The 26055-nt window shown below is 64.4% G+C and carries 25 protein-coding genes; 12 read left to right on the forward strand and 13 right to left on the reverse strand.

All coding sequences use genetic code 11. The features are described from left to right. Nucleotides 1-293: 293 nt before the first annotated feature. On the forward strand, nt 294-2252 hold the full coding sequence (locus F3H35_RS00240; protein WP_149777672.1) for a 4Fe-4S binding protein: 1959 nt from the start codon (nt 294-296) through the stop codon (nt 2250-2252). On the opposite strand, the gene F3H35_RS00245 is transcribed toward F3H35_RS00240, so the two are convergent. Next, nucleotides 2246-3001 carry a hypothetical protein gene (locus F3H35_RS00245; RefSeq protein WP_223228276.1) on the reverse strand — a complete coding sequence of 252 codons (756 nt, stop codon included), beginning with the start codon at nt 2999-3001 and terminating at the stop codon, nt 2246-2248. The genes F3H35_RS00240 and F3H35_RS00245 overlap by 7 nt on opposite strands. A gap of 60 nt (nt 3002-3061) precedes the next feature. On the opposite strand from F3H35_RS00245, the gene F3H35_RS00250 reads away from it, so the two are divergent. The 4 genes from F3H35_RS00250 to F3H35_RS00265 are packed head-to-tail and all read left to right on the forward strand — an operon-like array spanning nt 3062 to nt 5515. After that, nucleotides 3062-3265 carry a DUF6494 family protein gene (locus F3H35_RS00250; protein ID WP_007816838.1) on the forward strand — a complete coding sequence of 68 codons (204 nt, stop codon included), beginning with the start codon at nt 3062-3064 and terminating at the stop codon, nt 3263-3265. A gap of 2 nt (nt 3266-3267) precedes the next feature. Beyond that, on the forward strand, nt 3268-4332 hold the full coding sequence (gene apbC / locus F3H35_RS00255) for an iron-sulfur cluster carrier protein ApbC (protein WP_149777674.1): 1065 nt from the start codon (nt 3268-3270) through the stop codon (nt 4330-4332). Beyond that, nucleotides 4329-5039 (forward strand): biotin/lipoate--protein ligase family protein, encoded by a 711-nt coding sequence (locus F3H35_RS00260; protein WP_149777675.1) that lies wholly within the window; start codon nt 4329-4331, stop codon nt 5037-5039. The genes apbC and F3H35_RS00260 overlap by 4 nt, the downstream gene beginning before the upstream one ends. After that, nucleotides 5036-5515 carry a DUF6505 family protein gene (locus F3H35_RS00265; RefSeq protein WP_149777676.1) on the forward strand — a complete coding sequence of 160 codons (480 nt, stop codon included), beginning with the start codon at nt 5036-5038 and terminating at the stop codon, nt 5513-5515. Before F3H35_RS00260 ends, F3H35_RS00265 begins: the two co-directional genes overlap by 4 nt. Before the next feature lie 45 nt (nt 5516-5560). On the opposite strand, the gene F3H35_RS00270 is transcribed toward F3H35_RS00265, so the two are convergent. The 12 genes from F3H35_RS00270 to coxB form a co-directional block, all read right to left on the reverse strand. Continuing rightward, nucleotides 5561-7000, reverse strand: coding sequence for a methyl-accepting chemotaxis protein (locus F3H35_RS00270; protein ID WP_188129821.1), 1440 nt, complete (start codon nt 6998-7000; stop codon nt 5561-5563). A gap of 86 nt (nt 7001-7086) precedes the next feature. Next, on the reverse strand, nt 7087-8511 hold the full coding sequence (locus F3H35_RS00275) for an FAD-binding oxidoreductase (RefSeq protein WP_149777678.1): 1425 nt from the start codon (nt 8509-8511) through the stop codon (nt 7087-7089). Between the two features lie 52 nt (nt 8512-8563). Further along, nucleotides 8564-9397, reverse strand: a complete 834-nt coding sequence (locus F3H35_RS00280) for an MBL fold metallo-hydrolase (RefSeq protein WP_149777679.1) — start codon at nt 9395-9397, stop codon at nt 8564-8566. Nucleotides 9398-9484: 87 nt separating this feature from the next. Continuing rightward, nucleotides 9485-10069, reverse strand: a complete 585-nt coding sequence (locus F3H35_RS00285; RefSeq protein ID WP_149777680.1) for a GNAT family N-acetyltransferase — start codon at nt 10067-10069, stop codon at nt 9485-9487. Then, nucleotides 10069-11331: a M16 family metallopeptidase gene (locus F3H35_RS00290; RefSeq protein ID WP_149777681.1), complete on the reverse strand. Its 1263-nt coding sequence runs from the start codon at nt 11329-11331 to the stop codon at nt 10069-10071. The genes F3H35_RS00285 and F3H35_RS00290 overlap by 1 nt, the downstream gene beginning before the upstream one ends. Then, complete coding sequence (gene thrC, locus F3H35_RS00295) at nt 11328-12716, reverse strand: threonine synthase (protein ID WP_149777682.1); 1389 nt, start codon at nt 12714-12716, stop codon at nt 11328-11330. Before thrC ends, F3H35_RS00290 begins: the two co-directional genes overlap by 4 nt. After that, nucleotides 12713-13396: an SURF1 family protein gene (locus F3H35_RS00300; RefSeq protein ID WP_149777683.1), complete on the reverse strand. Its 684-nt coding sequence runs from the start codon at nt 13394-13396 to the stop codon at nt 12713-12715. Before F3H35_RS00300 ends, thrC begins: the two co-directional genes overlap by 4 nt. Nucleotides 13397-13508: 112 nt before the next feature. Beyond that, nucleotides 13509-14321: a cytochrome c oxidase subunit 3 gene (locus F3H35_RS00305; protein WP_149777684.1), complete on the reverse strand. Its 813-nt coding sequence runs from the start codon at nt 14319-14321 to the stop codon at nt 13509-13511. A gap of 25 nt (nt 14322-14346) precedes the next feature. Beyond that, on the reverse strand, nt 14347-14928 hold the full coding sequence (locus F3H35_RS00310) for a cytochrome c oxidase assembly protein (RefSeq protein WP_149777685.1): 582 nt from the start codon (nt 14926-14928) through the stop codon (nt 14347-14349). Continuing rightward, nucleotides 14928-15095 (reverse strand): hypothetical protein, encoded by a 168-nt coding sequence (locus F3H35_RS18730; RefSeq protein ID WP_007816819.1) that lies wholly within the window; start codon nt 15093-15095, stop codon nt 14928-14930. The genes F3H35_RS00310 and F3H35_RS18730 overlap by 1 nt, the downstream gene beginning before the upstream one ends. Continuing rightward, nucleotides 15095-16036 carry a heme o synthase gene (cyoE, locus tag F3H35_RS00315; RefSeq protein WP_149777686.1) on the reverse strand — a complete coding sequence of 314 codons (942 nt, stop codon included), beginning with the start codon at nt 16034-16036 and terminating at the stop codon, nt 15095-15097. Before cyoE ends, F3H35_RS18730 begins: the two co-directional genes overlap by 1 nt. Before the next feature lie 91 nt (nt 16037-16127). Further along, entirely contained in the window at nt 16128-16970 is an 843-nt protein-coding gene (gene coxB, locus F3H35_RS00320) for a cytochrome c oxidase subunit II (RefSeq protein ID WP_149777687.1), read from the reverse strand. 202 nt (nt 16971-17172) lie between these two features. Here coxB and tldD point away from each other — a divergent pair, with 202 nt between their 5' ends. The 7 genes from tldD (at nt 17173) to F3H35_RS00355 (ending at nt 26047) form a co-directional block, all read left to right on the forward strand. Then, nucleotides 17173-18597 (forward strand): metalloprotease TldD, encoded by a 1425-nt coding sequence (gene tldD, locus F3H35_RS00325; protein ID WP_149777688.1) that lies wholly within the window; start codon nt 17173-17175, stop codon nt 18595-18597. 342 nt (nt 18598-18939) lie between these two features. After that, nucleotides 18940-20097, forward strand: coding sequence for a DNA-processing protein DprA (dprA, locus tag F3H35_RS00330; protein ID WP_188129822.1), 1158 nt, complete (start codon nt 18940-18942; stop codon nt 20095-20097). Between the two features lie 155 nt (nt 20098-20252). After that, complete coding sequence (topA, locus tag F3H35_RS00335; protein ID WP_149777690.1) at nt 20253-22772, forward strand: type I DNA topoisomerase; 2520 nt, start codon at nt 20253-20255, stop codon at nt 22770-22772. Nucleotides 22773-22886: 114 nt separating this feature from the next. Then, nucleotides 22887-23582 (forward strand): CoA transferase subunit A, encoded by a 696-nt coding sequence (locus F3H35_RS00340; protein WP_149777691.1) that lies wholly within the window; start codon nt 22887-22889, stop codon nt 23580-23582. Nucleotides 23583-23596: 14 nt separating this feature from the next. Beyond that, a complete protein-coding gene (locus F3H35_RS00345; protein ID WP_149777692.1) occupies nt 23597-24649 on the forward strand; it encodes a GSCFA domain-containing protein in 1053 nt (350 codons plus the stop codon). Nucleotides 24650-24654: 5 nt separating this feature from the next. Next, the gene (locus tag F3H35_RS00350) at nt 24655-25440 is read left to right on the forward strand and encodes a hypothetical protein (RefSeq protein WP_149777693.1); all 786 of its coding nucleotides are present in this window, start codon (nt 24655-24657) and stop codon (nt 25438-25440) included. After that, nucleotides 25421-26047 (forward strand): 3-oxoacid CoA-transferase subunit B, encoded by a 627-nt coding sequence (locus F3H35_RS00355; RefSeq protein ID WP_149777694.1) that lies wholly within the window; start codon nt 25421-25423, stop codon nt 26045-26047. Before F3H35_RS00350 ends, F3H35_RS00355 begins: the two co-directional genes overlap by 20 nt. Nucleotides 26048-26055 lie beyond the last annotated feature (8 nt).

A 26055-nucleotide genomic window follows, 5' to 3' on the forward strand; every position in this document is an offset into this window, starting at 1 on the left:
AAAGCGAAATCTGCATTCCATTGTCCACAATGGAGGGCTGCGGACAGAATGGGCAGCGGTGAAAGAGGCAAACCGCCGCATTGGACAAAAAGTCCCGGCGCGGCCCTTACACATGTCGGCGAAGCGCGCCCGGCGGAGCCATCAAGGAGAATCACTTGGGTGATTCGCGGCGCAACGCGCGGTCGGTCCGCTTTGGTAAATGATGTTTACCACGGCTGCGAATCATGTGTAATCTGTGGCTCGCCGAACGCTCTGAAGGCGTCTGGCATGGGGAGGCAGTCAAAGCGAGCGACATGGCTAAGCGATTGATTTTATGTAACTGTTCCGGCACCCAAGAGATCGACCGAGAGGGATTGGAACAGGCGACCGGGCTGACATGCTCTCAGGTGCATTCGGGGCTCTGCACGACCCAACTCGATCGCGCGGCCGAGGAAATCGCCGCCGGAGATGCGGTGATTTGCTGTCGTCAGGAGCAACGCATTTTCGAAGAGTTGGCCGCCGATTCGGAGGCGCCAAGCCCCGCATTCACCGACCTGCGCGACCGGGCCGGATGGTCCGACGACCCCCGGTCCAAACTACCCAAAATGGCCGCGCTGATGGCCGATGCGACGCTGAATGTTCCCGCCGAAAAGACGCTGGATGTGGTCTCGGAGGGGCTGTGCCTTGTGATCGGCGCGTCGGATGTGGCGCTGGAGGCGGGCCGCAAACTGGCCCCGATCCTTGGCGTGACGGTGTTGGTGACGGACGATACCGAGCCGCCCGAAAGCCGCGACTTCGACGTGATCCGGGGCAATTTGCGCAGCGCACAGGGTGCCCTTGGCCAGTTCCGCGTGCAGATCGATGCGCTGCGGCAGGTCAACCCGGCAGGCCGTGGCCCGCTGACATGGACCGAGCCGCGCGATGGCGCGGTCACCGAGTGCGACGTGATCCTCGATCTGACGGGTGGCACGGCGCTGTTTCCAGCCCCGCAAAAGCGCGAAGGCTATCTGCGGGCCGATCCCGGCAGCATCACGGCGGTGGCCGACGCGGTGCTGAACGCAGCGCAGATGATCGGCACGTTCGAAAAGCCGCTTTACGTGGCGATGGAGCCGCTCTTGTGCGCCCATAGCCGGGCTGGCAAGGTGGGCTGCAGCAATTGTCTTGATATCTGCCCCACGGGCGCGATCAGCCCGGCGGGCGAGCATGTGACCATCGACCCGATGATCTGTGCGGGCTGCGGGGCCTGTGCCGCGCGCTGCCCCTCGGGGGCGATCACCTATGACGCGCCCTCGCCCGACACCACGTTCCGGCGCATTCAGACGCTGGCCTCGGCCTATCGCAAGGCGGGGGGCATCGCCCCGCGCCTGCTGGTCTGCGACCGGGAGTTCGGCACCGAGATGATCCAGCTTGCGGCGCGGCATGGGCGCGGATTGCCAGCGGATGTGATCCCGATGGAGATCGATGTGATCTCGGGCTTCGGGCATGCCGAGATGCTGGCGGCGCTGGCCTCGGGCTTTGCGGATGTCACGATCCTGCTGGCCCCCACGACCGAGCGCGATGCGCTGGACAGCGAAGTGCCTTTGGCGCAAGCCATTGCGGGCGAAGGGAAAATAAAGCTGCTGGATGTGAACGATCCGGATGCGATGTGCGAGGCGCTCTATGCGCCGGGCGACCTGCCGCAGCCGGTGGAGGACACCGTGCTGCTGATGGGAAGCCGCCGGCAGGTGGCCCGGATGGCCGCCAAGGCGCTGAACCCGGCCGATGCGGTTCTGCCCCTGCCCGAAGATGCGCCCTATGGCGCGGTGTTGGTGGGTACCGATGCCTGCACGCTGTGCCTATCTTGCGTGTCGCTATGCCCGTCGGGCGCGCTGCTGGAGAATCCCGACAAGCCGCAGCTGCGCTTTCAGGAGGATGCCTGCCTGCAATGCGGGCTCTGCGCGAATGTCTGCCCCGAGACGGCGATCACTTATGAGCCGCGCCTGAACCTTGCCGATGCGGCGATGACCCAGGTGGTGCTCAACGAGGAAGAGCCGTTTGCCTGCGTGGAATGCGGTGGGCTTTTCGGGGTGAAGTCAACGGTCGAGCGGATCACCGAGAAGCTGGCCGGCAAGCACGCGATGTTCGCCAACGAACAGGCCGCGCGCATGATCCAGATGTGCGACAATTGCCGGGTGAAGGCGCAGTTCCATTCCAAGGACAACCCCTTTGCCGGGGGCGACCGCCCGCAGGTGCGCACAACGGACGACTATTTCAGCAAGCGCCGGGATCACTGATGTTCGATCGGCGCGCCCAGATCGGCCGGCTCGATATCCGAGACATAGGCCAGGATCGCCTCGAGCTGGTCGAGATCCATCTCGACCGGCACGATGGGCGACGGGCGGTCGATGGGAAAGGGCGGGGTCACGTCCTTGATCTGGGTGAAGGCGGGATGCGGGTTGAGCGCGAAAAAGCCCTGAAAGCGGCTGTCCCAGTCGCGCATGGCACGCAGCACGAAGAACGAGGGGGCGGAGCCGATATCGTTCATCCGCTTTTCGTCCATCACCACATGGCAGCGCCCGCACATTTCGTCCGACAGCGTCTTGCCCAGGGCCGCGTCACCGTCAAAGGTGACCGCCACCGCCTTGGCGCGGACCTCTTGCGGGAGGCTGAAGGGGGCGGTTCCATCGATCTCGAAGGCGGTGATCGTGCGGCGGCCGATCTCGCCGGTGAGCCAGTCGGCAAACCGCGCGGCATCCGCATTGCCGGTATCCAGCCGCATCAGGCTCCAGGTGGCGTTCGGGCCTTGAAACACGGGCGTTCCCGCTGTTTGGTTGGTCAGCGCCAGATCGGCGCTGTCCTGCGCACCGACCATGTCGATCCGAACCCCGGTTTTCAACGAGAACCGCGGCACCACATAGTCCAGCAGGCCCGAGTCCATCAGCGCCGGAGGCACGGCGAGCCGAACATCCTCGGCCGCCGCGACCGTGACGGGGCCAAGCACGCTTGCCAGGGCAAGGCAGGATGAAACAACGAGCCGACGCATGGGCCCAAGGTAGAAAGCCAAGGCCCACCGCGTCAACAATCTTGAGAGAGGGAGACGGAAATGAGCGACGATATCGGTGATTTCAACATGTCCATGCGCAAGTTCCTCAAGCAGGTGGGCGTCACCTCGCAGCAGGCGATCGAGGACGGTCTGCGCAAGGCGGGCGATCTGGACGGCAAGGAATTCAAGGCGCGCGTGGTTCTGACGGTCGACGGGCTGGATATCGAGCACGAAGTGACCGGCATCATCAAGGGGCAAGGCTGACCGTGGCTCTGACTAGAGAAACCGTTCTCGAGGCGCTGAAGGCGGTCAATGACCCCGTGAGCGGCTCGGATATCGTATCGGCAGGCGTGATGCGCGGGCTGAACGTCGAAGGCGACACCGTGCGCTTCGTGCTCGAGATCGACCCGGCAAAGGCCGATATCTACGAGCCGGTGCGCGCACAGGCCGAAGCCGCGGTCAAGGCGCTCGCGGGGGTGGCCAGCGTCTCGGCGGTGCTGACGGGGCATTCCTCCAAGGCGCCGCCGGACCTCAAGCCGCAGCGCAAGGCCGAACCGCAAGGGCCGCAGCATGTGCCCGGCGTCAATCACATCATCGCCATCGCCAGCGGCAAGGGCGGCGTGGGCAAATCCACCGTCTCGGCCAACCTGGCCTGTGCGCTGGCCGCCGAGGGGCGGCGCGTCGGTCTGCTGGATGCGGATGTCTATGGCCCCAGCCAGCCAAGGATGCTGGGCGTCTCGGGCCGTCCTGCCAGCCCCGATGGCAAGACCATCCTGCCGATGCGCAATCACGGCGTCACAATGATGTCGATCGGTCTGATGACCAACGAGGATCAGGCCGTGGTCTGGCGCGGTCCGATGCTGATGGGGGCGCTGCAGCAAATGCTGATGCAGGTCCAGTGGGGCGCGCTTGACGTGCTGCTGGTCGATCTGCCGCCCGGCACCGGCGACGTGCAGATGACCCTGGCGCAAAAGGCCGTGGTGGACGGGGCGATCATCGTCTCGACCCCGCAGGACGTGGCGCTTCTGGATGCGCGCAAGGGGATCGACATGTTCAATCAGCTGCATGTCCCGGTGCTGGGCATGATCGAGAACATGTCCACCCATATCTGCAGCCAGTGCGGCCATGAAGAACATGTCTTCGGGCATGGCGGCGTGAAGGCGGAATGCGAGAAGATCGGCGTGCCGCTTCTGGCGGAAGTGCCGTTGCATATCGACATCCGAACCGCCTCGGACGGGGGGGCGCCGATCGTGGTGTCGAAACCCGATGCGCCGCAGGCGCAGGCGTTCCGGGAAATCGCCCGCTATCTGGTGGCCCAGGGGGTTGCATGAGCGACGCCCCGGCCTTTCCACCGCTGATGTCGGGCCACCCGGTCGATGCCGGGATCGACCCGTTCGAAAAGGCCTGTGCCATGGCGGCGCTTGGCTGTGACGCGGGACTGATCGTGCACAACATCGGCGCCAACCGGTTGGCGGCGGCGCTGGTCATGGCGCCCGAGGTGCCGCTGGAGCAGGCGATGGCCATGCTGCCGCTATGCGGTGTGGGCTTCCAGAACGCCCTTGGCGCCCTTGGCCCGCCCGAAGTGGCGGTGCATCTGGAATGGGCAGGCGGGCTGCGGGTGAACGGCGCCTCCTGCGGCAAGCTGCGGGCGATGGCCAGCACGCCCGATGCCACCGCCCTGCCCGACTGGCTGGTGGTGGGGCTGGAGGTGCCGCTGTTGAGCGTCGGCCATGCCCCCGGCGAGCGCCCCGACGAAACGGCGCTTTATGACGAGGGGTGCGCCGATGTGGATGCGACCGAGCTGCTGGAAGCCTGGGCGCGGCACACGCTGGCCTGGATCACCCGTTGGGAAGAGGACGGTCCGCGCGCCCTGCATGCCGATTGGCGCGGTCTGGCCCATGGGATCGGCGAGGATATCACCTGCAACGGGCTGACCGGCACCTTTCTGGGGGTGGACGAGAATTTCGGGATGCTCTTGCGCGACGACACGAAAACGCATCTCATCCCGCTGAGCAGCGTTCTGGAGAAAAGCTCATGAAACTGGCCCGTGCGATCCATTTCGACGAAAGCGACATGCGTGTCTATGCAAGCCCGGCACGCACCGGGGAATGGTGCGTCGCGGGCGGGTTCGAGTTTTCGAACTGGTCCGAGGCCGATCTGACCGGCAAGCCGCGACAGGCATTTTCAAACGGCTGGCTTGGGGTGGAAACCTTTGGCCGGGTGACCTTTGTCGCCGTCACCCAGATCGAGCCGGCCGAGCGCGACGCGCTGGCTGATGCGCTGGCGCGGCATTTCGTCGATGTCTATGGCGCCCCAAGCCCCGAGGCGGCCCGCCCCGTGGCCGAGGCCGAGATCGACCACATGATCGAGCTGTGCGAGGATCACACCCCCAACACGCTGCTGACCGTGGCGCGGGAACTGACCCCGTCGGGCGTGCGCGAGACGTTTCGCGTGATCGAGGCGCAGGATGCCGGGCTCGAGCAATTCGCGATCCACGGATCGCTGGACGAATAGATCGGCGGCAGGGCGCATGATCTGCGCCCTGCCCCGTGCTTTTTCTCAGCCCACCAGATAGGCCAGCCGCAACCCGCCCCAATGGCGGCCATTGACCGTGATCGGGGCCGAGACATCCTTCATCATGCGGTATTCGCCACCGCCCATGTCGCGGCGATAGGCCTGCACCAGGAAGGGCCGCTGGCTTTGCCCCGCACGCAGCCCGACACGGTCATTGAAGATGCGCCGGTTGCGGGCGTTCTTGGCGTTCCACTCGACGGCCCCCGCTTCCTGCGGGCGGCTGAACTTGAGATTATGGGTGGCGATATAGCCGTTGCGGTCTGTCGCGGCACAGAACACGACCCGATCCGAGAAATTCAGCATCGGCTCCTGTATCCCGGGCAACACACGGTCGGTGAAGGTGACAAAGCGGGTCATGTGCTGTTGCGGGTCCGTGCCGGGAACCCCGACATAGGACTCGTCGAACAGATCATGCACCGATATGGCGCCGCGCGTCACCGCCTCTTCGAACGCGCGCGAGATATCGGCTGCCGCCTTGCTGACCGCCTTGATATAGGGCGTGTCCACGGTGTGAACCCCAAGACGGGCGGAAATCGCGGTGATCGTTTCGGAATCGTTGGTGATATCCTGCAGCTTGTCCGACGCCGTCGAAAGGCTGAGTGTGGATTGCTCGACCGTGTCGGTCAGGGTCTCGACCTGCTGCTGGGTGTCAATGATCGAGCTTTCGATGCTCTTGGAGGCCGCAACGATCTCTTCCTGTGCCCGACGGACGGTCGCGAAGGTTTCGGGCAGCGCGTGAACGTCGTCCTCGACCGCGCCGGTCACGTCACGGATCTTGTCGGCAAGGCCACCCGCATCGGTGACCTGACCGATCAGGGAATTCAGCTCCTCGGCCAGTTTGTCGACCGTGCTGGTGATCTCGGCGGTGGCCGAGCTGGCCTGTGTGGAGAGGTTCTTGACCTCGCCTGCCACCACGGCAAAGCCCCGGCCATATTCCCCGGCGCGCGCCGCCTCGACCGCCGCATTGAGCGACAGAAGGTTGGTGTGACGTGCGATCCCCGCCACGTGCTGCGACACCTTGGTGACGCTCTTGACCGTTTCGGCCACCCGCGTCAGCCGCTCGCTGATCACCGCGACCTGCTCGGTCAGATTAGCCACCTGCACGACCATCTGCGCCAGATGCGCACTGGTCAGGCCGATGCGTTCCTCGGCAGCCCCGGACTGTTCCAGCGCCGACGCGGCGGCGTCGCGCACCTGCAAGCCATGCGTGGCCATGTCGCGCATCCGGTCCTTGATGACCAGAAAGCCGTCGCGCTGGCGCACCGCCAGCTCTGATACATCCTGCACATCGCCCGAAGCCGCGGCGATGGACACCGCCAGATCACCGATACGACGCGCGATATCGGATACTGATGAAAGATCCATCGCTTCGCCGCCGGTCTCACCCTCGGCCTGCACGTCCAGGTCGAAATCCCGATCGAACATTCGTCGTCTCCCTCCAGATTGCACTTGTCCGGGAGATAACGGCGCAAAGCCCGACCCTATTAGGCGGGCCATGGCTGTTGCGGGAATTATATGGCCTCGGCCCGCAGCACCGCGCCGGGATTCATGATGCCGAAGGGATCGAGGGCTGCCTTGATCGCGCGCATCGCCGACAGCTTGGCAGGATCGCCATAGCGCTCGAGATCCGCCACCTTGAGCCGGCCGATCCCGTGTTCGGCGCTGACCGATCCGCCCATCTCGTCCACCAGATCATGCACCGCCTGCTTGATCGCAGAGCGTTCATCCATATGGTCATGGCGGCTGCGGCCCGGCATCGGGAACACGTTGTAATGCAGGTTCCCATCGCCCAGATGGCCGAAACAATTGATCCGGAACGCGCCGATCCGCGCGATGACATCCGGCGCGCGCGCGATGAAATCGGGGATCGCGCCAAGCGGCAACGAGATGTCGTGCGAACTGACCGAACCGATGCGACGGTTTGCCTCGGGGATCTGTTCGCGCACCTCCCAGAAGTCATGGCGCTGCGCCTCGGAACTGGCGATCATCCCGTCGCTGACCAGACCGGCCTCGAACGCCTCGGCAAAGAGTGTCTCAAGCGCCGTTGCCGGATCCAGCCCGCGCGCCAGACCCACATCGATCAGCACGAACCATTCCGGCGGATCAGCAAAGGGCTGGCGGATATCGGGCAGCGTTTCGGCCAGAAATTCCAGCCCGGCACGGTGCATCAGCTCGAAGGCGCTGACCCCCTCGCCCATGTGATCGCGCGCCATCGACAAAAGCGCGAGTGCGGCGGTGGGGCTGTCGACCACCATCAGCGCCGTCCCCTCGCCCGCAGGGCGCGGCGCCAGCCGCAGCGTGGCTGCCGTGATCACCCCCAACGTCCCTTCCGAGCCGATCAGCAAATCCCGCAGGTCATAGCCGGTGTTGTCCTTGCGCAACCGCTTGAGCCCGTGCCAGATCTGGCCATCGGGCAACACCGCCTCCAGCCCCACGCAAAGCTCGCGCGCATTGCCGTAGCGCAGCACGTTGACCCCACCCGCATTGGTGGCCAGCAACCCGCCGATCCGCGCGCTGCCCTTCGAGGCGATGCTGAGCGGGTAAAGCCGGTCCGCGCCAAGCGCCGCGTCATGCACATCCGACAGGATCGCACCGGCCTCGACGATCATCAGGTTCTCTTCGGGATAAAGACCCCGGATCGCGCGCATCCGCTCGAGGCTGAGCAGGATCGGGGCGGTGCCCTCGGCGCTGATCTGTCCCCCGACCAGCCCGGTCCCCCCGCCATAAGGCAGCACCGGCACGCGGTCATGTGCCGCCGCGCGGATCACGGCCGAGACCTGCTCGACGGTTTCGGGGGCCACGATCACCCCCGCCTGCCCGGCCCAACGGCCACGCGGCTCTTCAAGGTAATGCGGCGCCGCCTCGCGGAAGGCGGACGCGGGAAGCGCGCCCTGCAAGCGCGCGATGATGTCGGGTGTGACAGGGTTCAAAGCCATGCCGATTAGCTATCATGCCGGTCGGAATGGTCCAGCCCCCATCGCACCCGTGCTACTCGTCCTCGCGCAGATACGACGGGCGCAGCACCATGATCGTGGGCCGGTCCGGCAGATCGCGCAGCGACACGGTGATCTCGCTGCCGCCGGTTTCCACGATGTCGAACTCACCCTCCATCCCGGCGAGGAACCGCCCCAGAGAGCCATCGGCGAACCAATGCATCGGGATCACGATCCGCGCCTTCATCCGGTTGAGCACGTTGATCATGTTCTCGAGCGGCAGGGTAAAGCCGCCATCCACCGGCGCCATCACCACATCCATCCGGCCAAGAGCGGCATATTGCTCGTCGCTCGGCTCCTGATGCAGGTGCCCCAGATGGCCGATGCACAGGCCCGCCACCTCGAAGACGAAGATCGAATTGCCCTTCGGCTCGACCCCGCCATCCCAGCTTCGGATATCGGTCGAGACATTGCGCACCACCATGCCGCCCAGATCGAGATAATGCTCGATCCCCGCGCCGAACTCCTCGCCCCAGCCGGGCAGCACATGCGGGATCGCCGGATCGGGGTTCGGGGTCCAATGGGTCGAATGGGCGTGGTTCATCGTCACCACGTCGGGGATGAAATCCACATTGCCGACAAAGCCGGTGAAATCGGTGACCGCCGACAACCCGTCCTCGGTCTGGATCAGGAACGAGGCATGGGCGATATAGCGAAGCCGGGCCGAGAATTCGGGCACCGGCGCGCGGAAACTGGCCTTGTGCAGATATTCGATACCCGGCGTGTTTTGCGCGATGGCAATGCAATGGCTGGGCTGGCGCGCCTGCGCATGGGTCATGGTGGTCGCGCCCGCAAGGGACAGGACAAGAGCAAACAAAAGTCGGATCATGGAAGCACCCTCCGTTTACGCAACGAAAGGTAGCACGGAATCGCCCCGCGTCAGCCCCGGCTTTGCATGAGCGCCACGCGTCCGGTCTCAGCCGGTTTCCGTGCGGCCCCGCCGGTCACGGCGCAGCGACGCATAAAGCACATGCGTCCGCCAGCGCCCGTTGATCTGCAGATAGCTTTGCGCGACGCCTTCGTATTTGAAGCCGCATTTTTCCAGCAACCCGCGCGATGGCTGATTTTCGGGCAGGCACGCGGCTTCGATCCGGCTCAGATCCAGCCGGTCGAAGGCGTGATGCACCACCCCGAGGATCGCCTCGCGCATATAGCCTTGCCGCGCATGGGCCTCGCCGATCCAGTATCCCAGCGTGCCCGCCTGCGCCGGCCCGCGCCGGATATTGTCCAGCGTGATCGCGCCCACCATGGTGTTGTCTTCGCGCCGAATGAGAAACAGCGGCAGCGCCGTGCCTTGCGAGATGGACCGCTGCGCCCAGTAGACGCGGTTGGAAAACGCCTTGCGTGCAAGGTGATCCTCGGCCCATGTCGGCTCCCACGGGATCAGGAAGTCGGCACTTTGTTCGCGCAGCTCGGACCAGTCCCGGTAATCGGTCAGCACCGGCTGGCGCAGGGTCAGACGCTCGGTCTCGATCCTGACTTTCCGGCGTGGCAGGAACATCAGGCGGCGCGCCTGTCCTGAAGCGCCTCAAGGCTCGGGGCTGCCTCGACCGGACCGTAAAGCGCCATGGCCACCGGCGCGTCCGAAATCGTGGTTTGCGCAAGGCGTCGCACATCCTGCAGCGTGACCGCGTCGATGCGCTCGACCACCTCGGGCAGATCGGGCACACGGCCCCAGATCTGCAACATGCGCGCCAGACGCTCGGCCCGGTTCGAGGGGCTTTCCAGCCCCATCAGAAGCCCGGCTTTCATCTGCGCGCGCGCGCGCTCGATCTCTTCGGATGTGAAATCCTCTGCAGCGCGCTTCATCTCGTCCACGGTGATTTCCGCCAGATTGGCCATTTCGGCAGCCGAGGTGCCCGCATAGATCGTCAGCATCCCGGTATCCGAATAGGCGCCCGCCTGCGCGAAGATCGTGTAGCACAGCCCGCGCTGTTCGCGGATTTCCTGAAACAGCCGCGACGACATCGACCCGCCAAGCGCCGAGGCATAGATCTGCGCGGTGAAGATATCGGGATGCGCATAATCCGGCGCCTCGAAGGCCAGCGCGAAATGCGCCTGTTCCAGCGTCTTGACCCGCCGGCTTTCACCGCCCGAAAAGCGCGCGGCATCCGGGGTATAGGGCGCCTTGGGCATCATGTCGCCAAAGAGCTTTTCGGCATCGCGCACGATCGCGTGATGATCCACCGCACCGGCGGCGGCCAGAACCATCTGCCCCGGACCGTAATGCTCGTCCACAAAGCCCGTCAGATCGGCGCGCGAAAACGCGCCCACTCGCTCTTCGGGGCCAAGGATCGTGCGGCCGAGCGGATGATCGGGATAGGCCTTTTCCTGCAGCCAGTCGAAGATGATGTCGTCGGGCGTATCCAGCGCCTGACCGATCTCCTGCAGGATCACGCCGCGCTCGACCTCGATCTCGCGGCCCTCGAACAGCGGGTTGCGCAGGATATCGGCCACCACGTCCAGCGCCAGCGGCACATCGTCCTTCAACACGCGCGCGTAATAGGCCGTGACCTCGCGGCTGGTATAAGCGTTGATATAGCCGCCCACATCCTCGATCGCCTCGGCGATGGCCAGCGCGCTGCGGGTCTTGGTGCCCTTGAAGGCCATATGTTCAAGGAAATGGGCGATGCCGTTCTGTTCGGCGCGCTCATGGCGCGCGCCTGCATTCACCCAGATGCCGATGGCCGCCGATTGCAGGCCGGGCATCGCCTCGGTGACGATGCGAAATCCATTGTCCAGAGTGGTCAGGTTGACGGTCAATGCGCGGTCCGTTCCTTGATGAGTGTTTCGATCGCGGCAAGGTCGTTGGCGACCCGGGTCACGCGTTCGGACCGCTCATACAGGTCCGACATGCGCTCGGGCAAGGGGGGATGCACGCCCGACGCCTCTTCGACGGCGGCGGGGAACTTGGCGGGATGGGCCGTGGCCAGCGTGACCATCGGCACATCCGGGCGGCGCATCTCTTCGGCCACCTTGACGCCCACAGCGCTGTGCGGGCACAACAGCTCGCCCGTGCCGGCCCATGTCTGCAGGATCGTGGCGCGGGTTTCCTCCTCGTCGCAGCGCCCCGAGGCGAACGCCTCGCGCAGCGCCTCCAAGGCGCCCTGGCTCACGTGGAAGCCTCCGGCTTTCAGCTCGTCCATCAGCTGCGCCACCGCCGCGCCATCCTCGCCATACGCATAGAACAGCGCGCGTTCAAAGTTGGAACTCACCTGAATGTCCATCGACGGGCTGATCGACGGGATCACCCCATCGGGCACATACGCCCCCCCGCTCAGGCAGCGATGCAGGATGTCGTTCTGATTGGTGGCCACCACCAGCCGGTCGATCGGCAGGCCCATGCGCCGCGCGACATAGCCCGCGAACACATCGCCGAAATTGCCCGTGGGCACGGTGAAACTGACGGCGCGATGCGGCGCGCCAAGGCTCACCGCGGACGTGAAGTAATAGACCACCTGCGCCAGCACCCGCGCCCAGTTGATCGAGTTGACGCCGGCAAGCCCCACCGCATCGCGGAACTCGAAATCGTTGAACATATCCTTCACGCGCGCCTGCGCATCGTCGAAATGCCCGTCGATGGCCAGCGCGTGCACATTCGATTCGGTGGGCGTGGTCATCTGGCGGCGCTGCACCTCGGACACGCGCCCATGCGGATAGAGGATGAACACATCGACCGCATCCAGACCCCGGAACGCCTCGATCGCGGCGGATCCCGTGTCGCCGCTGGTGGCGCCCACGATGCAGACCCGCCGCCCGCTGCGCTTGAGCGAAGCCTCGAACATCTGCCCGATAAGCTGCATGGCGAAATCCTTGAACGCCAGCGTCGGGCCGTGGAACAGCTCGAGCAGGAAATGCGCGCTGTCCAATTGCTTGAGCGGCGCGCGCGCCACATGACCGAAGCCCGCATAGGCCCGGGCGATGATCTCGCGGAATTCGTCATCGGTGAAGGCGTCGCCGATGAACGGACGCATCACGCGAAACGCCACCTCTTCATAGCTCTGACCATCCAGCGCGGCGATCTCGGCAAAGCTCATATGCGGGATGCTCTGCGGCAGATAAAGCCCGCCATCACGCGCCAGCCCGGTCAGCATCGCCTCTTCGAAGCTCAGAACGGGGGCGGCGCCCCGGGTCGAGATGTATTTCATGCCGTGTCGCCTTTCGCTGTCTTGCGCGTGCGCCAAAGAAAGTAAGCGGTCATCGCGGCCCAGATCGCGGCCAGCGAGAACCATGTCATCGCATATTCGAAGTGATCGTTCGGAATGCTTGCCGTGTCCACCGGGAGCGGCGTCACCGGAGCATCGGAAAACGACGTCTCGCGCGCCACCACCAGAAGCGGTTCGGTGTCCAGCTCGCGCGCCATCTGATCCAGATCGCGGGCGAACCATGTGTTGTCCGCCACATCGTTTTCAGGCGTCGAATCGTTGCGGTCATCAGGCCAATGCAGGTTGCCGGTGATCGTCACCTCGCCCTCGGGCGGGGCGGGAATATCCTCGCTCACCCGGACGAAGCCGCGATCGACCAACAGCCGCCGCTCGCCTGTGTCGAGCGCCGAAATCACCCTGTAGCCCGCGCCGATCTGCTTCTGGCTGACCAGCACCCGCAAGGCGCGCTCGCCGATCTCGCCACTGATGCGCACCGGCAGATACTTGTCTGCCTCGGGATCGGCGGACGCCGGCAGGTCCACGGGATCGGCGGTGATCTTGGTTTCGATCTCGGCCAGAATCCCTTCCTTCCAGGCCAGGCGCTCCATCTGCCAGGTGCCCAGACTGACCAGAATGGCGATGCCGGTTCCGCCGAAGATCAGGATGAAGAGAAGTCGTGCCAAGCCTTGGCTCCGTTCAAAAGGAAAAGCGCGCGATAGCCCGCGCGCTTTGCTTTCTTGCGCCTCGGGGACGGAAATGCAACCGCCCCCGCGCAAGCCTCGTGCGTTTCGTAGGTCAGGCGCCCCAGACGTAGATCGCGGCGAACAGGAACAGCCACACCACGTCCACGAAGTGCCAGTACCATGCAGCCGCCTCGAACCCGATATGGTTTTCGGGGGTGAAATGGCCGCGCATCGTCCGCATCAGGCAGACGAACAGGAAGATCGTGCCGATCACCACATGCGCGCCGTGGAACCCGGTCGCCATGAAGAAGTTGGCGCCATAGATGTTCCCCGAGAAGCCGAAGCCTGCATGGGTATATTCGTAGATCTGGAACAGGGTGAAGATGAAGCCAAGCGCGATGGCGATGGCCAGACCCTGCTTGATGTCCTTGCGGTTGTTCTCATGGACCAGCGCGTGATGCGCCCATGTCGCCGCCGCACCCGAGCACAGCAGGATCAGCGTGTTGATCAGCGGCAGGTGCCAGGGATCGAATGTCTCGATGCCCGCAGGGGGCCACTGACCGTCGACCGCCGGGCTTTCGGGCCCCATCGGATACATGGCGTGCTTGAAGAAGCTCCAGAACCATGCGGCGAAGAACATGACTTCGGACATGATGAACATGATGAAGCCATAGCGCAGGCCGATCCGCACGACCGGGGTGTGATCCCCCGCCTGGTTTTCCGCCACCGTGTCCGACCACCAGCCGAACATGACATAAAGCACGCCGACAAGGCCGATCAGGAAGACCCAGGGCTGATTGTTGGACGCCTGCGGCGACATCCACAGCACGGCGCCGAACAGCATGACGAACCCCGCTAGAGAGCCGAGGAACGGCCAGATTGAGGGGTTCAGAATGTGGTAATCGTGGTTCTTTTCGTGTGCCATCTTGGTCGCAATCCCTCGTGAAGGCTTAGTTCTGTTTGTTGGTGGTTTCGCTGTCCGTTTCAACCGCCGCATGCTCTTCGGGCATGTCGATCTGGTAGAACGTATAGGACAGGGTAATGGTATGGGTCAGCTTGGCGTCGCGGTCATTGACCAGATCGGGGTCGACGAAGAAAGTGACCGGCATCTCGACGCGTTCGCCGGGCTGCAATACCTGCTCCTGAAAGCAGAAGCAGTCGATCTTGGTAAAGAACAGCCCCGCCTCGAACGGCGTCACGTTATAGCTCGACTGGCCCGCAATCGGCTTGTCCGTCGGGTTGTACGCCTCGTAGAAGGCCAGACCCGTCTCGCCGATCCGCACCTCCATCTCGCGCTGCATGGGGCGGAATTCCCACGGGAAATCGCGCTCCTTGCTGGCGTCGAAGCGGATCTTGATGGTCCGGTCAAGGATCTCGTCCGATCCGGTGGCCGATACATTGGTCGACCCGCCATAGCCGGTCACGCGGCAGAACCAGTCGTAAAGCGGCACCGACGCCCAGCCCAGACCGCCCATGAAGACGACCACGCCGACCAATTGCAAAACAGTCCGTGATTTACCGCTCAACGCCATCAGTTCTGCCCTCCGCTCGCCTGCGTTTCCACCGAGAAATCGTCATTGCTGACCTTGACCACGGTCAGCCCGAACACCAAAGCCACCAGCCCCGCCAGAATGACCCCAAGGCCAAGGTTCCGGCCGAAACGGCGCTTGTGCAGTTCGTGTTCCTGCCGAAAGCTCATCACCAGCCCCCGAAGCCGAAGGGCGCCAGCCCCGCCTCGAGCGCGATCGCCCCGAAATGCGCGAAGAGGTAATAGAGCGACAGGCGGAACACCTTCTTTTCGACGGCGTAATTGTCAGCCTCGGACATCACCTCGTCGCGCCGCCAGATGCGCACCGCACCGATCAGGAACATCACGTTCAGCACCACCGCGACCGCCAGATAGATCGGCCCGCCCACGGCGGTGAACCCTGTGCCGATGGCCAGCGCCGCCAGCAGGATCGTGTAGACAAGGATATGCACGCGGGTGGCCCGGCGACCATGCGTCACGGTCAGCATCGGCACCCCGGCCTCGTCGTAATCCGAGCGCATGAACAGCGCCAGCGCCCAGAAATGCGGCGGCGTCCACATGAAGATCAGCGCGAACATCAGCACCGATTCGATGCTGACCGTTCCGGTCGCGGCGGCCCAGCCGATCATCGGAGGGAACGCGCCAGCCGCCCCGCCGATCACGATGTTCTGCGGCGTCCACCGCTTGAGCCACATGGAGTAGATCACGACATAGAAGAAGATGGTGAAGGCCAGCAGCCCCGCCGCCACCCAATTGGTGGCCAGCGCCAGGAACACCACCGCAAAGGCCGACAGCGTCATGCCGATGGCAAAGGCCTCGTCCCCGGTGACCTTGCCGGACGGGATCGGCCGGCGCGCGGTGCGCTTCATCACCGCGTCGATATCGGCATCCCACCACATGTTGAGCGCGCCCGAGGCACCGCCGCCCACGGCGATGAACAGGATCGCCGCAAAGCCCACCACCGGATGCACCGACACCGGCGCCGCCAGCAGGCCCACCAGGGCGGTGAACACCACAAGCGTCATCACCCGCGGCTTGAGCAGGGCGAAGTAATCGCCGAAACCCGCTTCGCCGGTCTGGGTCGATGCTGTATTGAGGCTCGCGTCGGTCATTCACGTCTCCGTCTGCGGTGCGCTGGCGGGCACCCGTCGCAGGGGGTCGGCGGGCACGGTCACCGCGCCCACCGCAAGTGTCACAGGTCGATCACTGCGCCGAAGCCACCTTCAGGTCGCGCGGCTTGCCGGCATATTCCTCGATCGCGCCGTTCAGCCACATCTCATAGGCTTCCTCGCTCACGACCTTGACGGTGATCGGCATATAGGCGTGGTCCTTGCCGCACAATTCGCTGCACTGACCGAAATAGATGCCTTCCTTCTCGGCGTTGAACCACAGTTCCGCCAGACGGCCCGGCACCGCATCCTGCTTCACGCCGAAGGCGGGGATCGTCCAGCTGTGGATCACGTCTGCGGCGGTCACCTGCATCACGACGGTCTTGCCCACGGGCACGACCACGGCGGTGTTGGTGGCCAGCAGGTATTCATCCTGGCTGTAGCCGTATTCCTCGAGCTCGTCGCGCGCCAGCATGAAGCTGTCGAAGGCGAACTCGTGATCGGTATATTCATAGCCCCAGTACCACTGGTAGCCGGTCACCTTGATATTGATATCCGCCTCGGGAATTTCCTGCTGCTTGAACAGCACCGGCAGCGAGAACGCCCCGATGAAGACAAGGATCACGATCGGCACCACCGTCCACGCGACTTCCAGCGGCGAGTTGTGGGTAAAGCTGGCCGGGTTCGGGTTGGCCTTGCGGTTGTAGCGCACGATGACGATCGCCAGCAGCGCACAGACAAAGATCGTGATGATCGTGATGATCACCAGGATCATGCCGTCCAGCCACTGCAGATCGCGCGCCAGCTCCGTGGCGGCTGGCTGAAAGCCGATGCCGCCCGGTTTGGGAGCACCGATAATTTCAAGCCCGTCCTGCGCGCGCGCGGGCATGGCGGAGACGGCGGCCAAAGCTGCCAGAAGGCTGAGGAATCGTCGCATATTGCACCTTAGATCGGTTGAAGCGGTAGTTGTTTTGTTCCCGTCGAAATACCGCATACCGCGGAATCCCGTTGTTTCGTCGACGCTAGAAACCATATTCTGCCACAGACGACAAGAAAGACCGTTGCGGCAAACAGACGCTTTTTTGATTCAGATCAAATAAAATCGCCGCATGACAGCCGCCTCAAACAGGATGACCCGCATGACCGATACCGCCTTTCGCCCCTTCGACACGCTTCTGGACCGCGATACGGCGCTGCGCCGCCTGCAAGAGGCGACCGCCGGCGCCGATGACGGCGAGCTGTTCCTCGAGCGGCGCCACTCCGAGGCGCTGGTGTTCGATGATGGCCGCGTCAAGACGGCGTCTTTCGATGCCGCACAGGGCTTTGGCCTGCGCGCCGTGCGCGGCGAGGTCTCGGGATATGCCCATTCCTCGGATATCTCCGAAGCCGCCCTGACCCGTGCGGTCGACACCGCGCGGCTTGCGGTGGGCGATGGTGGCGGAACGATGGCCGCGCCGCCGCCGCGCACCAACCGGCATCTATATACCGATGCCGATCCGATCGCCGGAGCCAGCTTTCCCGTCAAGCTCGAGACCCTGCGCGAGATCGACGCCTTCGCCCGCGATCTCGACCCGCGCGTGGTGCAGGTGACGGCCACCCTCGCCGCTTCGCATCAGCAGGTGGTCATCCTGCGCCCCTGTGGCACCGAGGTCAGCGATTCGCGCCCGATGACGCGGCTCAACGTGTCGGTGATCGTCGAACAGGATGGCCGTCGCGAATCCGGCACTGCAGGCGGTGGCGGCCGGCTTGGCCTCGATGGGTTGATCGACCCCGCCGACTGGCAGGCCAAGACCCGCGAGGCGCTGCGCGTCGCATTGGTCAACCTGCGCGCCGAGCCTGCCCCGGCGGGCGTGATGGACGTGGTGCTTGGCCCCGGCTGGCCCGGCATCCTGCTGCACGAGGCGATCGGCCACGGGCTCGAGGGCGATTTCAACCGCAAGGGCAGCTCGGCCTTCGCCGGTCTCATGGGGCAGCGCATCGCCGCTCCCGGCGTGACGGTGCTGGATGACGGCACCATGCCCGACCGGCGCGGATCGATCACGGTGGATGACGAAGGCACGCCCAGCGCCCGCAACGTGCTGATCGAGGATGGCATCCTCGTGGGCTTCATGCAGGACCGCCAGAATGCCCGGCTGATGGGGGTCGATCCCACCGGCAACGGGCGCCGCGAAAGCTATGCCCATGCGCCGATGCCCCGGATGACCAACACCTACATGCTGGGCGGCGATGCGGATCCGGCCGATATCGTGGCCGATCTGAAGGACGGGATCTATGCCGTGGGCTTCGGCGGCGGGCAGGTCGACATCACCAATGGCAAATTCGTGTTCTCCTGCACCGAGGCGTATCGCGTGAAAGACGGCAAGGTGGGCGCGCCGGTCAAGGGGGCCACGCTGATCGGTGACGGGGCCACGGCGTTGCAGCATATCCGCGCCCTTGGCAACGACATGGCGCTCGATCCCGGCATGGGAAATTGCGGCAAGGCGGGCCAATGGGTCCCCGTCGGCGTGGGCCAGCCCACGGTGATGATCGGCGGACTGACGATCGGCGGGTCGGCGGCGGGCTGACCTCATTTGCCACCGGCGGCGCGGGGCGCAAGCCCGTTCGAACGGGCTTGCGCGTCTGGCAGGCGTCTCGCGCCAGTCATTCGGGCACATCTTGGCCCACGCAACGCGCGCTCTGGTCACGATTGGGCGCCTGCCTGCCCCTGCCGACATCCGCACCGACGCGATACCGACGTCATACCGACGCGATACCGACAGGCGGGCCAACGGCGTGTCGAAATTAATTAACGTTCCAGATCAATATCTTGGCTGATTTTTGGGAAAAATGCGCGACTCACCCCTCCTGAATTTACCCGTCGTTAACCAACCTCGCCGATAACGGTCAGGCAAGTTGGCGAGGCCGCGATGTCCGAGGATACCCATCCTTCTTCCACTCACCCCCCACTCCCACCCACCACGGAAGATGATCGGGTATCGTGGCTTCGCCTCTTGCGCTCCAGACGGGTCGGCCCCTCCACCTTCTACCGGCTTCTGGCCGAACACGGCTCGGCGCAGGCGGCGCTTGTCGCCCTGCCCGATGTCGCCGCCGCCGCCGGGGTTGCGGATTACAGCCCCTGCCCCGAAGGCGTCGTGCTGGCCGAACTCAAGGCCGCCCGTGCCGCGAACGCCCGGATGATCTGCCTCGGCGATCCCGACTATCCCCTTTTGCTGCAACAGATTTCCGACGCGCCCCCGGTCCTTTGGGCGGTGGGCGATCCGGCGGTTCTGACCCGTCCCACGCCGATGCTGGCCCTTGTGGGCGCGCGCAATGCCTCGTCTTTGGGGCTGCGTATGGCGCGCGCGCTTGCCGCCGATCTCGGGGCGCGCGGGCATGTCATCGCCTCGGGCCTCGCCCGCGGAATCGACACCGCCGCGCATCTGGCCAGCCTCGAGACGGGGACGGTCGCGATCATGGCGGGCGGCGTCGATGTCCCTTATCCCGCCGAAAATGCCCGACTGGCCGACGACATCACCAGATCAGGGCTACGCCTGTCGGAACAACCCATGGGCCTGATCCCACAGGCGCGGCATTTTCCAAGGCGAAACAGGATCATAAGCGGAATAGCCCAAGCCATCATCGTGGTCGAGGCAGCAGCCAAATCCGGCTCTCTCATCACCGCGCGCAGCGCTCTGGATCAGGGGCGGGAGGTGCTTGCCGTGCCGGGCCATCCCTTCGATGCCCGTGCCGCCGGGTGCAACATGCTGATCCGCGACGGCGCCACCCTCGTGCGCAAGGCCGACGACGTGATCGATGCACTGCCCGCAGTCCAGACCCCCGACAAACCCCTGCAAAAGCAGGGGGAACCCCAGCCGGCACCGCCCCCGCCGGACCGCCGCAGCCTGCAGGACATCGCGGCCCTGCACAGCCGGATCCTGTCGCGGCTCGGCCCCTCGCCGCTCGCCGAAGATCAGCTGATCCGCGATCTCGGCGCGCCTGCCGGTCAGGTCACGCCCGCGCTCACCGATCTCGAGCTTGATGGCCGTATCCGGCGCCAGCCCGGCGGCCTTCTGTCACTGGTCTGACAGCCCCAACTCCCGCATCAGCCAAGGCACCAAGCCTCTCGAGCCGCCCGATCCCGGCACTGTCAGCCTGCTCCGACAGGGCGCATTGACAAATGCTCTTGCCAGCCCACATGGTCCGCCGCCATAAGTCCCGACTCAAGTCGCAAGGAGTATTCATGCCAGTCGTTGTCGTCGAATCCCCGGCCAAGGCCAAGACAATCAACAAGTATCTGGGATCCGACTACACGGTTCTGGCGTCTTACGGTCACGTGCGCGACCTTCCTCCCAAGGACGGTTCGGTCGATCCCGAACATGATTTCGACATGAAATGGGAGATCGGCGTCGACTCCCGCAAGCATGTCAAGGCCATCGCCGACGCGCTCAAGGATGACGACACGCTGATCCTCGCGACCGACCCCGACCGCGAAGGCGAGGCAATCAGCTGGCACCTCGAAGAAGCCCTGCGCAAGCGCAAGGCCATCGGCAAGACCACCGCCGTCAGCCGCGTGGTGTTCAACGCGATCACCAAGACCGCCGTGACCGAGGCCATGAAAAACCCGCGCGAGATCGACGGTGATCTGGTCGAGGCCTATCTCGCTCGCCGCGCTCTGGATTACCTCGTGGGCTTCAACCTCAGCCCGGTGCTGTGGCGCAAGCTGCCCGGCGCCAGATCGGCGGGACGCGTGCAGTCGGTTTGCCTGCGCCTGATCGTCGAGCGTGAAATGGAGATCGAGGCCTTCAAGCCCCGCGAATACTGGTCGGTCAAGGCGCTGCTGTCCACGCCGCGCGGTCAGGATTTCGAGGCGCGGCTGACCTCGCTGGCGGGCAAGAAGCTCGACCGCTACGATATCGAGAACGCGACCCAGGCCGAAATGGCCGTGCAGGCGATCACCTCGCGCGATCTGACCGTTACCTCGGTCGAGGCCAAGCCCGCCTCGCGCAATCCCTCGCCGCCCTTCATGACATCGACCCTCCAGCAGGAAGCCAGCCGCAAGTTCGGCATGGGCGCGCGCCAGACCATGAGCGCCGCACAGCGCCTCTATGAGGCCGGCTACATCACCTATATGCGAACCGACGGGATCGACATGGCGCCCGAGGCGGTGCACGCCGCCCGCGACGCCATCAAGGAGCTTTATGGCGCCGAATACGTGCCCTCGAGCCCGCGCATGTACAAGAACAAGGCCAAGAACGCGCAGGAAGCGCATGAATGCATCCGCCCCACCGAGATGACGCGCGATGCTTCGGCCATCAAGACCACCGACGCCGATCAACGCAAGCTCTATGACCTGATCTGGAAACGCACGCTGGCCTGCCAGATGGAAAGCGCCCGTCTGGAACGCACCACCGTCGAGATCGGCAGCCGGGATGGTCAGGTCGGTCTGCGCGCCACCGGACAGGTCGTGCTGTTTGATGGTTTTCTCAAGATCTACGAGGAAGGCCGCGACGATCAGGCCGGGGATGACGACGACAATCGCCTGCCGCAGATCACCGAAGGCGACAAGACCGAAAAGCGCAGCGTCTCGCCCGAGCAGCATTTCACCCAGCCCCCGCCCCGCTATACCGAGGCGACGCTGGTCAAGAAGATGGAAGAGCTGGGCATCGGCCGCCCCTCGACCTATGCCAGCATCGTGACCACGATCCAGGACCGCGAATATGTCCGCAAGGACAAGAACCGCCTCATCCCCGAGGACAAGGGCCGCATCGTCACGATCTTCCTGCTCAATTTCTTCCGCAAATACGTGGGCTACGAGTTTACCGCCAATCTCGAGGACGAGCTGGACAAGGTCAGCGCCGGCGATCTGGACTACAAGCAGGTGCTCAACCGGTTCTGGCGCGATTTCTCGGCGGCGATCTCGGAAACTTCGGAATTGCGTATCACCGAGGTTCTGGATGTGCTGGACGAGGCGCTGGCGCCCCAACTGTATCCGCCGCGCGAGGATGGCAGCGATCCGCGCAGCTGCCCTGTCTGTGGCGAAGGCAGCCTGCATCTGAAGACGTCGCGTACCGGCGGCTTCGTTGGCTGTTCGCGTTATCCCGAATGCCGATACACGCGCCCCATCGGCGGTGAGGGTGCAGAAGGCGGCGACCGGGTTCTGGGCGAGGATCAGGGCGACGAGATTTCGCTGCGCTCAGGCCGGTTCGGCCCCTATGTGCAACGCGGCGAGGCCACCGAGGAGAACAAGAAACCGCCGCGCGCCAGCCTGCCCAAAGGCTGGAGGCCGGATGACATGGACCTGGAAAAGGCGCTGATGCTGCTGAACCTCCCGCGCGAGATCGGGCCGCACCCCGAAGACGGCGAGATGGTCGAGGCGGGTATCGGCCGCTACGGACCCTTCGTGAAGCATGGCAAGCTCTACGCCAATCTCAAGGATCCCGATGACGTGTTCACCATCGGCATGAACCGCGCCGTCGAGGAGCTGGCCAAGAAAGCCGCCTCGCGCGGACAGGGCCGCGCCGCGGCCAAGCCGATCAAGGAATTGGGGGAACATCCCGAAAGCGGTGGGGCCATCAACATCATGGACGGCCGCTATGGCCCCTATGTGAAATGGGAAAAGATCAACGCCACCCTGCCCAAGGGCACCGAGCCGCAGGATGTCACCCTCGACATGGCCCTGCAGCTGATCGCCGAGAAATCCGCCAAAAGCGGCAAGGGCAAGAAAGCGCCCGCCCGCAAGAAGGCCGCCGCCAAGAAATAGGGCCTCCTACGTAGTAATCCCTAGAGCGCCTCGATGCGGCGGGCTGGTCGTTGACTTTGACCCGCCCCTGACCGCATACCGGGGCCAACACGGGTTTTCGAGGAGGACGTCCTGATGAACAAGGTCTATGGCAGCGCAGCCGAAGCACTGGATGGTATTCTGCGTGACGACATGCTGATTGCGGCGGGCGGTTTCGGCCTGTGCGGCATTCCCGAACTGCTGCTGCAGGCGATCAAGGACAGCGGCGTCAAGAACCTGACCTTCGCGTCGAACAATGCGGGTGTGGACGATTTCGGCATCGGCATCCTGCTGCAGACCCGTCAGGTCAAGAAAATGCTCAGCTCTTATGTGGGTGAGAACGACACCTTCATGCAGCAATACCTGTCCGGTGAACTGGAGCTGGAATTCAACCCGCAAGGCACGCTCGCCGAGCGGATGCGCGCCGGCGGCGCGGGCATTCCGGGCTTCTACACCAAGACCGGCGTCGGCACGCAAATCGCCGAAGGCAAGGAACACAAGGAGTTCGACGGCGAGACCTATATTCTCGAACGCGGCATCTTTGCGGATCTGTCGATCGTCAAGGCATGGAAGGCCGACACCACGGGCAATGCGATTTTCCGCAAGACCTCGCGCAATTTCAATCCGCCGGCGGCGATGTGCGGCAAGATCTGCGTGATGGAAGTGGAAGAGATCGTCGAGCCGGGAACGCTGGACCCCGATCACATCCACCTGCCCGGCATCTATGTTCACCGCCTGATCGAAGGCAAGCACGAGAAACGCATCGAGAAGCGCACGACGCGCGCGGCCTGAGCCGGGACCGTGGGATGATATCGCCCTATCAAAACCTTGAGGACCGGGCATTCTGGCGGGCCAGCGTCGGGCGCGATGACGATGCCGCTTTGGCCCAGCTTTGGTCACCCAAGCTGGGGATGGACCGTGCGACGCCGCTGATGACCGCCGGAAGCTGCTTTGCACAGCATCTCCACCGCGCGCTGTTGCGTGGCGGATGGGCCGTGCTGCAGGGCGAAGACATGTCGACCCATCTGCCGAACCGTTTGTGCCACAGATACGGATACAACCTGTTTTCCGCGCGCTATGGCAATGTCTACACCGCGCGCCAATTCCGCCAATTGGTCGAGCATGCCTTGTCGGACGGGCCGCCTCCAACGCTGATCTGGGAGAAGGACAACCGGTATTTCGACGCCCTTCGGCCCGCAGTCGAACCCGAGGGGCTGGAAACACCGGAGCAGGTCAGACAGGCCCGCGCCGAGCATATGCGCGCCCTGCGCGAGGTTCTGGAGCAGGCCGCATGCATCGTGCTGACGCTTGGCCTGACGGAGTGCTGGATCGACCGGGAGACCGGGCTTGCACTGCCCACCGCGCCGGGAACGATCGCGGGACGCCATGATCCAGAGCGCGTGTTTTTGCATAATTTCACCCATGCCGAGGTGATCGAAGATCTGCGTGCAACGCGCGACCTCTTGGCCGCACATGGCCTGCAGGCCCGGTTCCTGCTGACGGTCTCGCCGGTGCCGCTGGTCGCAACGGCCAGCGGTGGGCATGTCGGACCGGCCTCGTGCTATTCCAAATCCGTCCTGCGCGCGGCCTGTGGCGAATTATGCATGAACGACGGAGATTTCGATTATTTCCCCGCCTATGAGATCATCACCACCGCAATCGCGGGCGGGCCGTATTTCGACGAACATGGCCGCCAGCCCACCGAGAAGGGCGTGCAACTTGTGCTCAAAGCCTTCGGGCTTGCCTTGGGCGATGACGCGGGCGGACCCCTGCAAGAGGCCTCCCCGCCCCTCTCGAGCATCGCGAGCGACGAAGAGACCATCTGCGAAGAGATCCTGCTCGAGGCATTCCGGAAATGATGCGCGTGGCGATCATAGGAAATTCCCATGTCGGCGCCTATCTGCAGGCCCAAGCCGCGATCGAGGCGGCTTTTCCCACGGTGGAACTGTCGTTTTTCGCGCTGCCGCGCCACAGCTTTTCGTCCTGTTCGCTTGATGACGACGGGGTGCTCAGCGCGCAAGAGCGTCCGGCAGGTGGGCTGCCGGACCGGATCGACCTGAGCAAAATGGATCATATCCTGATGGTCGGGCAAGGCTTCGGGCGCGAAGGGCTGGACAGTCTGGTGCAGGATTTCGACGTTCTGGGTCTTGCCCCACAGGGGCACGCGCGCAGCGTGTCGCTGCCGCTGGTGTCGGAATACACGAATTTCCGTGTCGAGCGCTATTGCCGCAAGCTGGCGCGTTTTCTGCATGAAGATCCGCGCTGTGTCGTGGCGCCCAGACCTTTTCCCACGCTGGACATGCCTCGATGGGCCCGCGAACAGGGCGGCTGGCTGGATCATCCCGACGCCGAGCGACTGACCGCAATCTGGCTGGATGCCGTGATTTGGCATATGTCGCGGCTGAAATACGGGCTGATGCCGCAACCCGCCTCACTTGTCGCAGCGCCCGGGCGCAGTCCGGCCGCTTACGCGCGCGCGGCAGCCCTGCCCGAGGGACAAACACCGACAGCGGCGGATTTCACCCATATGAACGCCGATTACGGCTTCGAGCATTTCAGCGCCTATGCGCAACACTGGCTGGGCCTTGCGCCGCAAAGCCGGAACACCTCACCTTCAAAGGAGCACCACAATGGCTTGGGACCGCAATGAAATGGCCGCCCGCGCGGCGCAGGAACTGCAAGACGGCACCTATGTGAACCTCGGGATCGGCATTCCGACGCTTGTTCCGAACTTCATTCCCGAAGGCGTGCATGTGACGCTTCAGTCCGAAAACGGGATGCTGGGCATGGGCCCTTTTCCGACCGAGGACGAGGTCGACCCCGATCTGATCAATGCCGGCAAGCAGACAATCACCGAATTGCCGCACACATCCTATTTCGACAGCGCCACCAGTTTCGGCATGATCCGTGGCGGCAAGATCGCCATGGCGATCCTCGGCGCGATGGAAGTGGCCGAAAACGGTGATCTGGCGAACTGGATGATCCCCGGCAAGCTGGTCAAGGGCATGGGCGGCGCCATGGACCTCGTCGCGGGCGTCGGCCGCGTGGTTGTGGTCATGGACCACACCAACAAGCATGGTGAAAGCAAGGTGTTGAAAGCATGCACCCTGCCGCTCACCGGAACCGGGGTGGTCAACCGCATCATCACCAATCTCGGCGTGCTGGACGTGGTCGAGGGTGGTCTGAAGATCGTCGAATGCGCGCCGGGCGTGACCGAGGACGAGTTGCGCGCCGCCACCGAAGCGACCATCGTCTGACAGTTTGG

This window comes from Roseovarius litoreus (assembly GCF_900142765.1).
In the GTDB taxonomy this organism is placed as follows: Bacteria; Pseudomonadota; Alphaproteobacteria; order Rhodobacterales; family Rhodobacteraceae; genus Roseovarius; species Roseovarius litoreus.

Excerpts from the sequence above, each read along its gene's own strand:
- thrC (WP_149777682.1), bottom strand. The coding sequence starts at position 12,716 with ATGAAATACATCTCGACCCGGGGCGCCGCCCCCGTTCTGAGCTTCGAA.
- F3H35_RS00345 (WP_149777692.1), top strand. The coding sequence starts at position 23,597 with ATGATATCGCCCTATCAAAACCTTGAGGACCGGGCATTCTGGCGGGCC.
- F3H35_RS00355 (WP_149777694.1), top strand. The coding sequence starts at position 25,421 with ATGGCTTGGGACCGCAATGAAATGGCCGCCCGCGCGGCGCAGGAACTG.
- F3H35_RS00240 (WP_149777672.1), top strand. The coding sequence starts at position 294 with ATGGCTAAGCGATTGATTTTATGTAACTGTTCCGGCACCCAAGAGATC.
- F3H35_RS00280 (WP_149777679.1), bottom strand. The coding sequence starts at position 9,397 with ATGATCCGACTTTTGTTTGCTCTTGTCCTGTCCCTTGCGGGCGCGACC.
- F3H35_RS00305 (WP_149777684.1), bottom strand. The coding sequence starts at position 14,321 with ATGGCACACGAAAAGAACCACGATTACCACATTCTGAACCCCTCAATC.
- tldD (WP_149777688.1), top strand. The coding sequence starts at position 17,173 with ATGACCGATACCGCCTTTCGCCCCTTCGACACGCTTCTGGACCGCGAT.
- dprA (WP_188129822.1), top strand. The coding sequence starts at position 18,940 with ATGTCCGAGGATACCCATCCTTCTTCCACTCACCCCCCACTCCCACCC.
- F3H35_RS00250 (WP_007816838.1), top strand. The coding sequence starts at position 3,062 with ATGAGCGACGATATCGGTGATTTCAACATGTCCATGCGCAAGTTCCTC.
- F3H35_RS00285 (WP_149777680.1), bottom strand. The coding sequence starts at position 10,069 with ATGTTCCTGCCACGCCGGAAAGTCAGGATCGAGACCGAGCGTCTGACC.
- F3H35_RS00245 (WP_223228276.1), bottom strand. The coding sequence starts at position 3,001 with ATGCGTCGGCTCGTTGTTTCATCCTGCCTTGCCCTGGCAAGCGTGCTT.
- F3H35_RS18730 (WP_007816819.1), bottom strand. The coding sequence starts at position 15,095 with ATGAGCTTTCGGCAGGAACACGAACTGCACAAGCGCCGTTTCGGCCGG.
- F3H35_RS00275 (WP_149777678.1), bottom strand. The coding sequence starts at position 8,511 with ATGGCTTTGAACCCTGTCACACCCGACATCATCGCGCGCTTGCAGGGC.
- F3H35_RS00270 (WP_188129821.1), bottom strand. The coding sequence starts at position 7,000 with ATGTTCGATCGGGATTTCGACCTGGACGTGCAGGCCGAGGGTGAGACC.
- F3H35_RS00265 (WP_149777676.1), top strand. The coding sequence starts at position 5,036 with ATGAAACTGGCCCGTGCGATCCATTTCGACGAAAGCGACATGCGTGTC.
- F3H35_RS00340 (WP_149777691.1), top strand. The coding sequence starts at position 22,887 with ATGAACAAGGTCTATGGCAGCGCAGCCGAAGCACTGGATGGTATTCTG.
- F3H35_RS00310 (WP_149777685.1), bottom strand. The coding sequence starts at position 14,928 with ATGGCGTTGAGCGGTAAATCACGGACTGTTTTGCAATTGGTCGGCGTG.
- F3H35_RS00260 (WP_149777675.1), top strand. The coding sequence starts at position 4,329 with ATGAGCGACGCCCCGGCCTTTCCACCGCTGATGTCGGGCCACCCGGTC.
- coxB (WP_149777687.1), bottom strand. The coding sequence starts at position 16,970 with ATGCGACGATTCCTCAGCCTTCTGGCAGCTTTGGCCGCCGTCTCCGCC.
- cyoE (WP_149777686.1), bottom strand. The coding sequence starts at position 16,036 with ATGACCGACGCGAGCCTCAATACAGCATCGACCCAGACCGGCGAAGCG.
- topA (WP_149777690.1), top strand. The coding sequence starts at position 20,253 with ATGCCAGTCGTTGTCGTCGAATCCCCGGCCAAGGCCAAGACAATCAAC.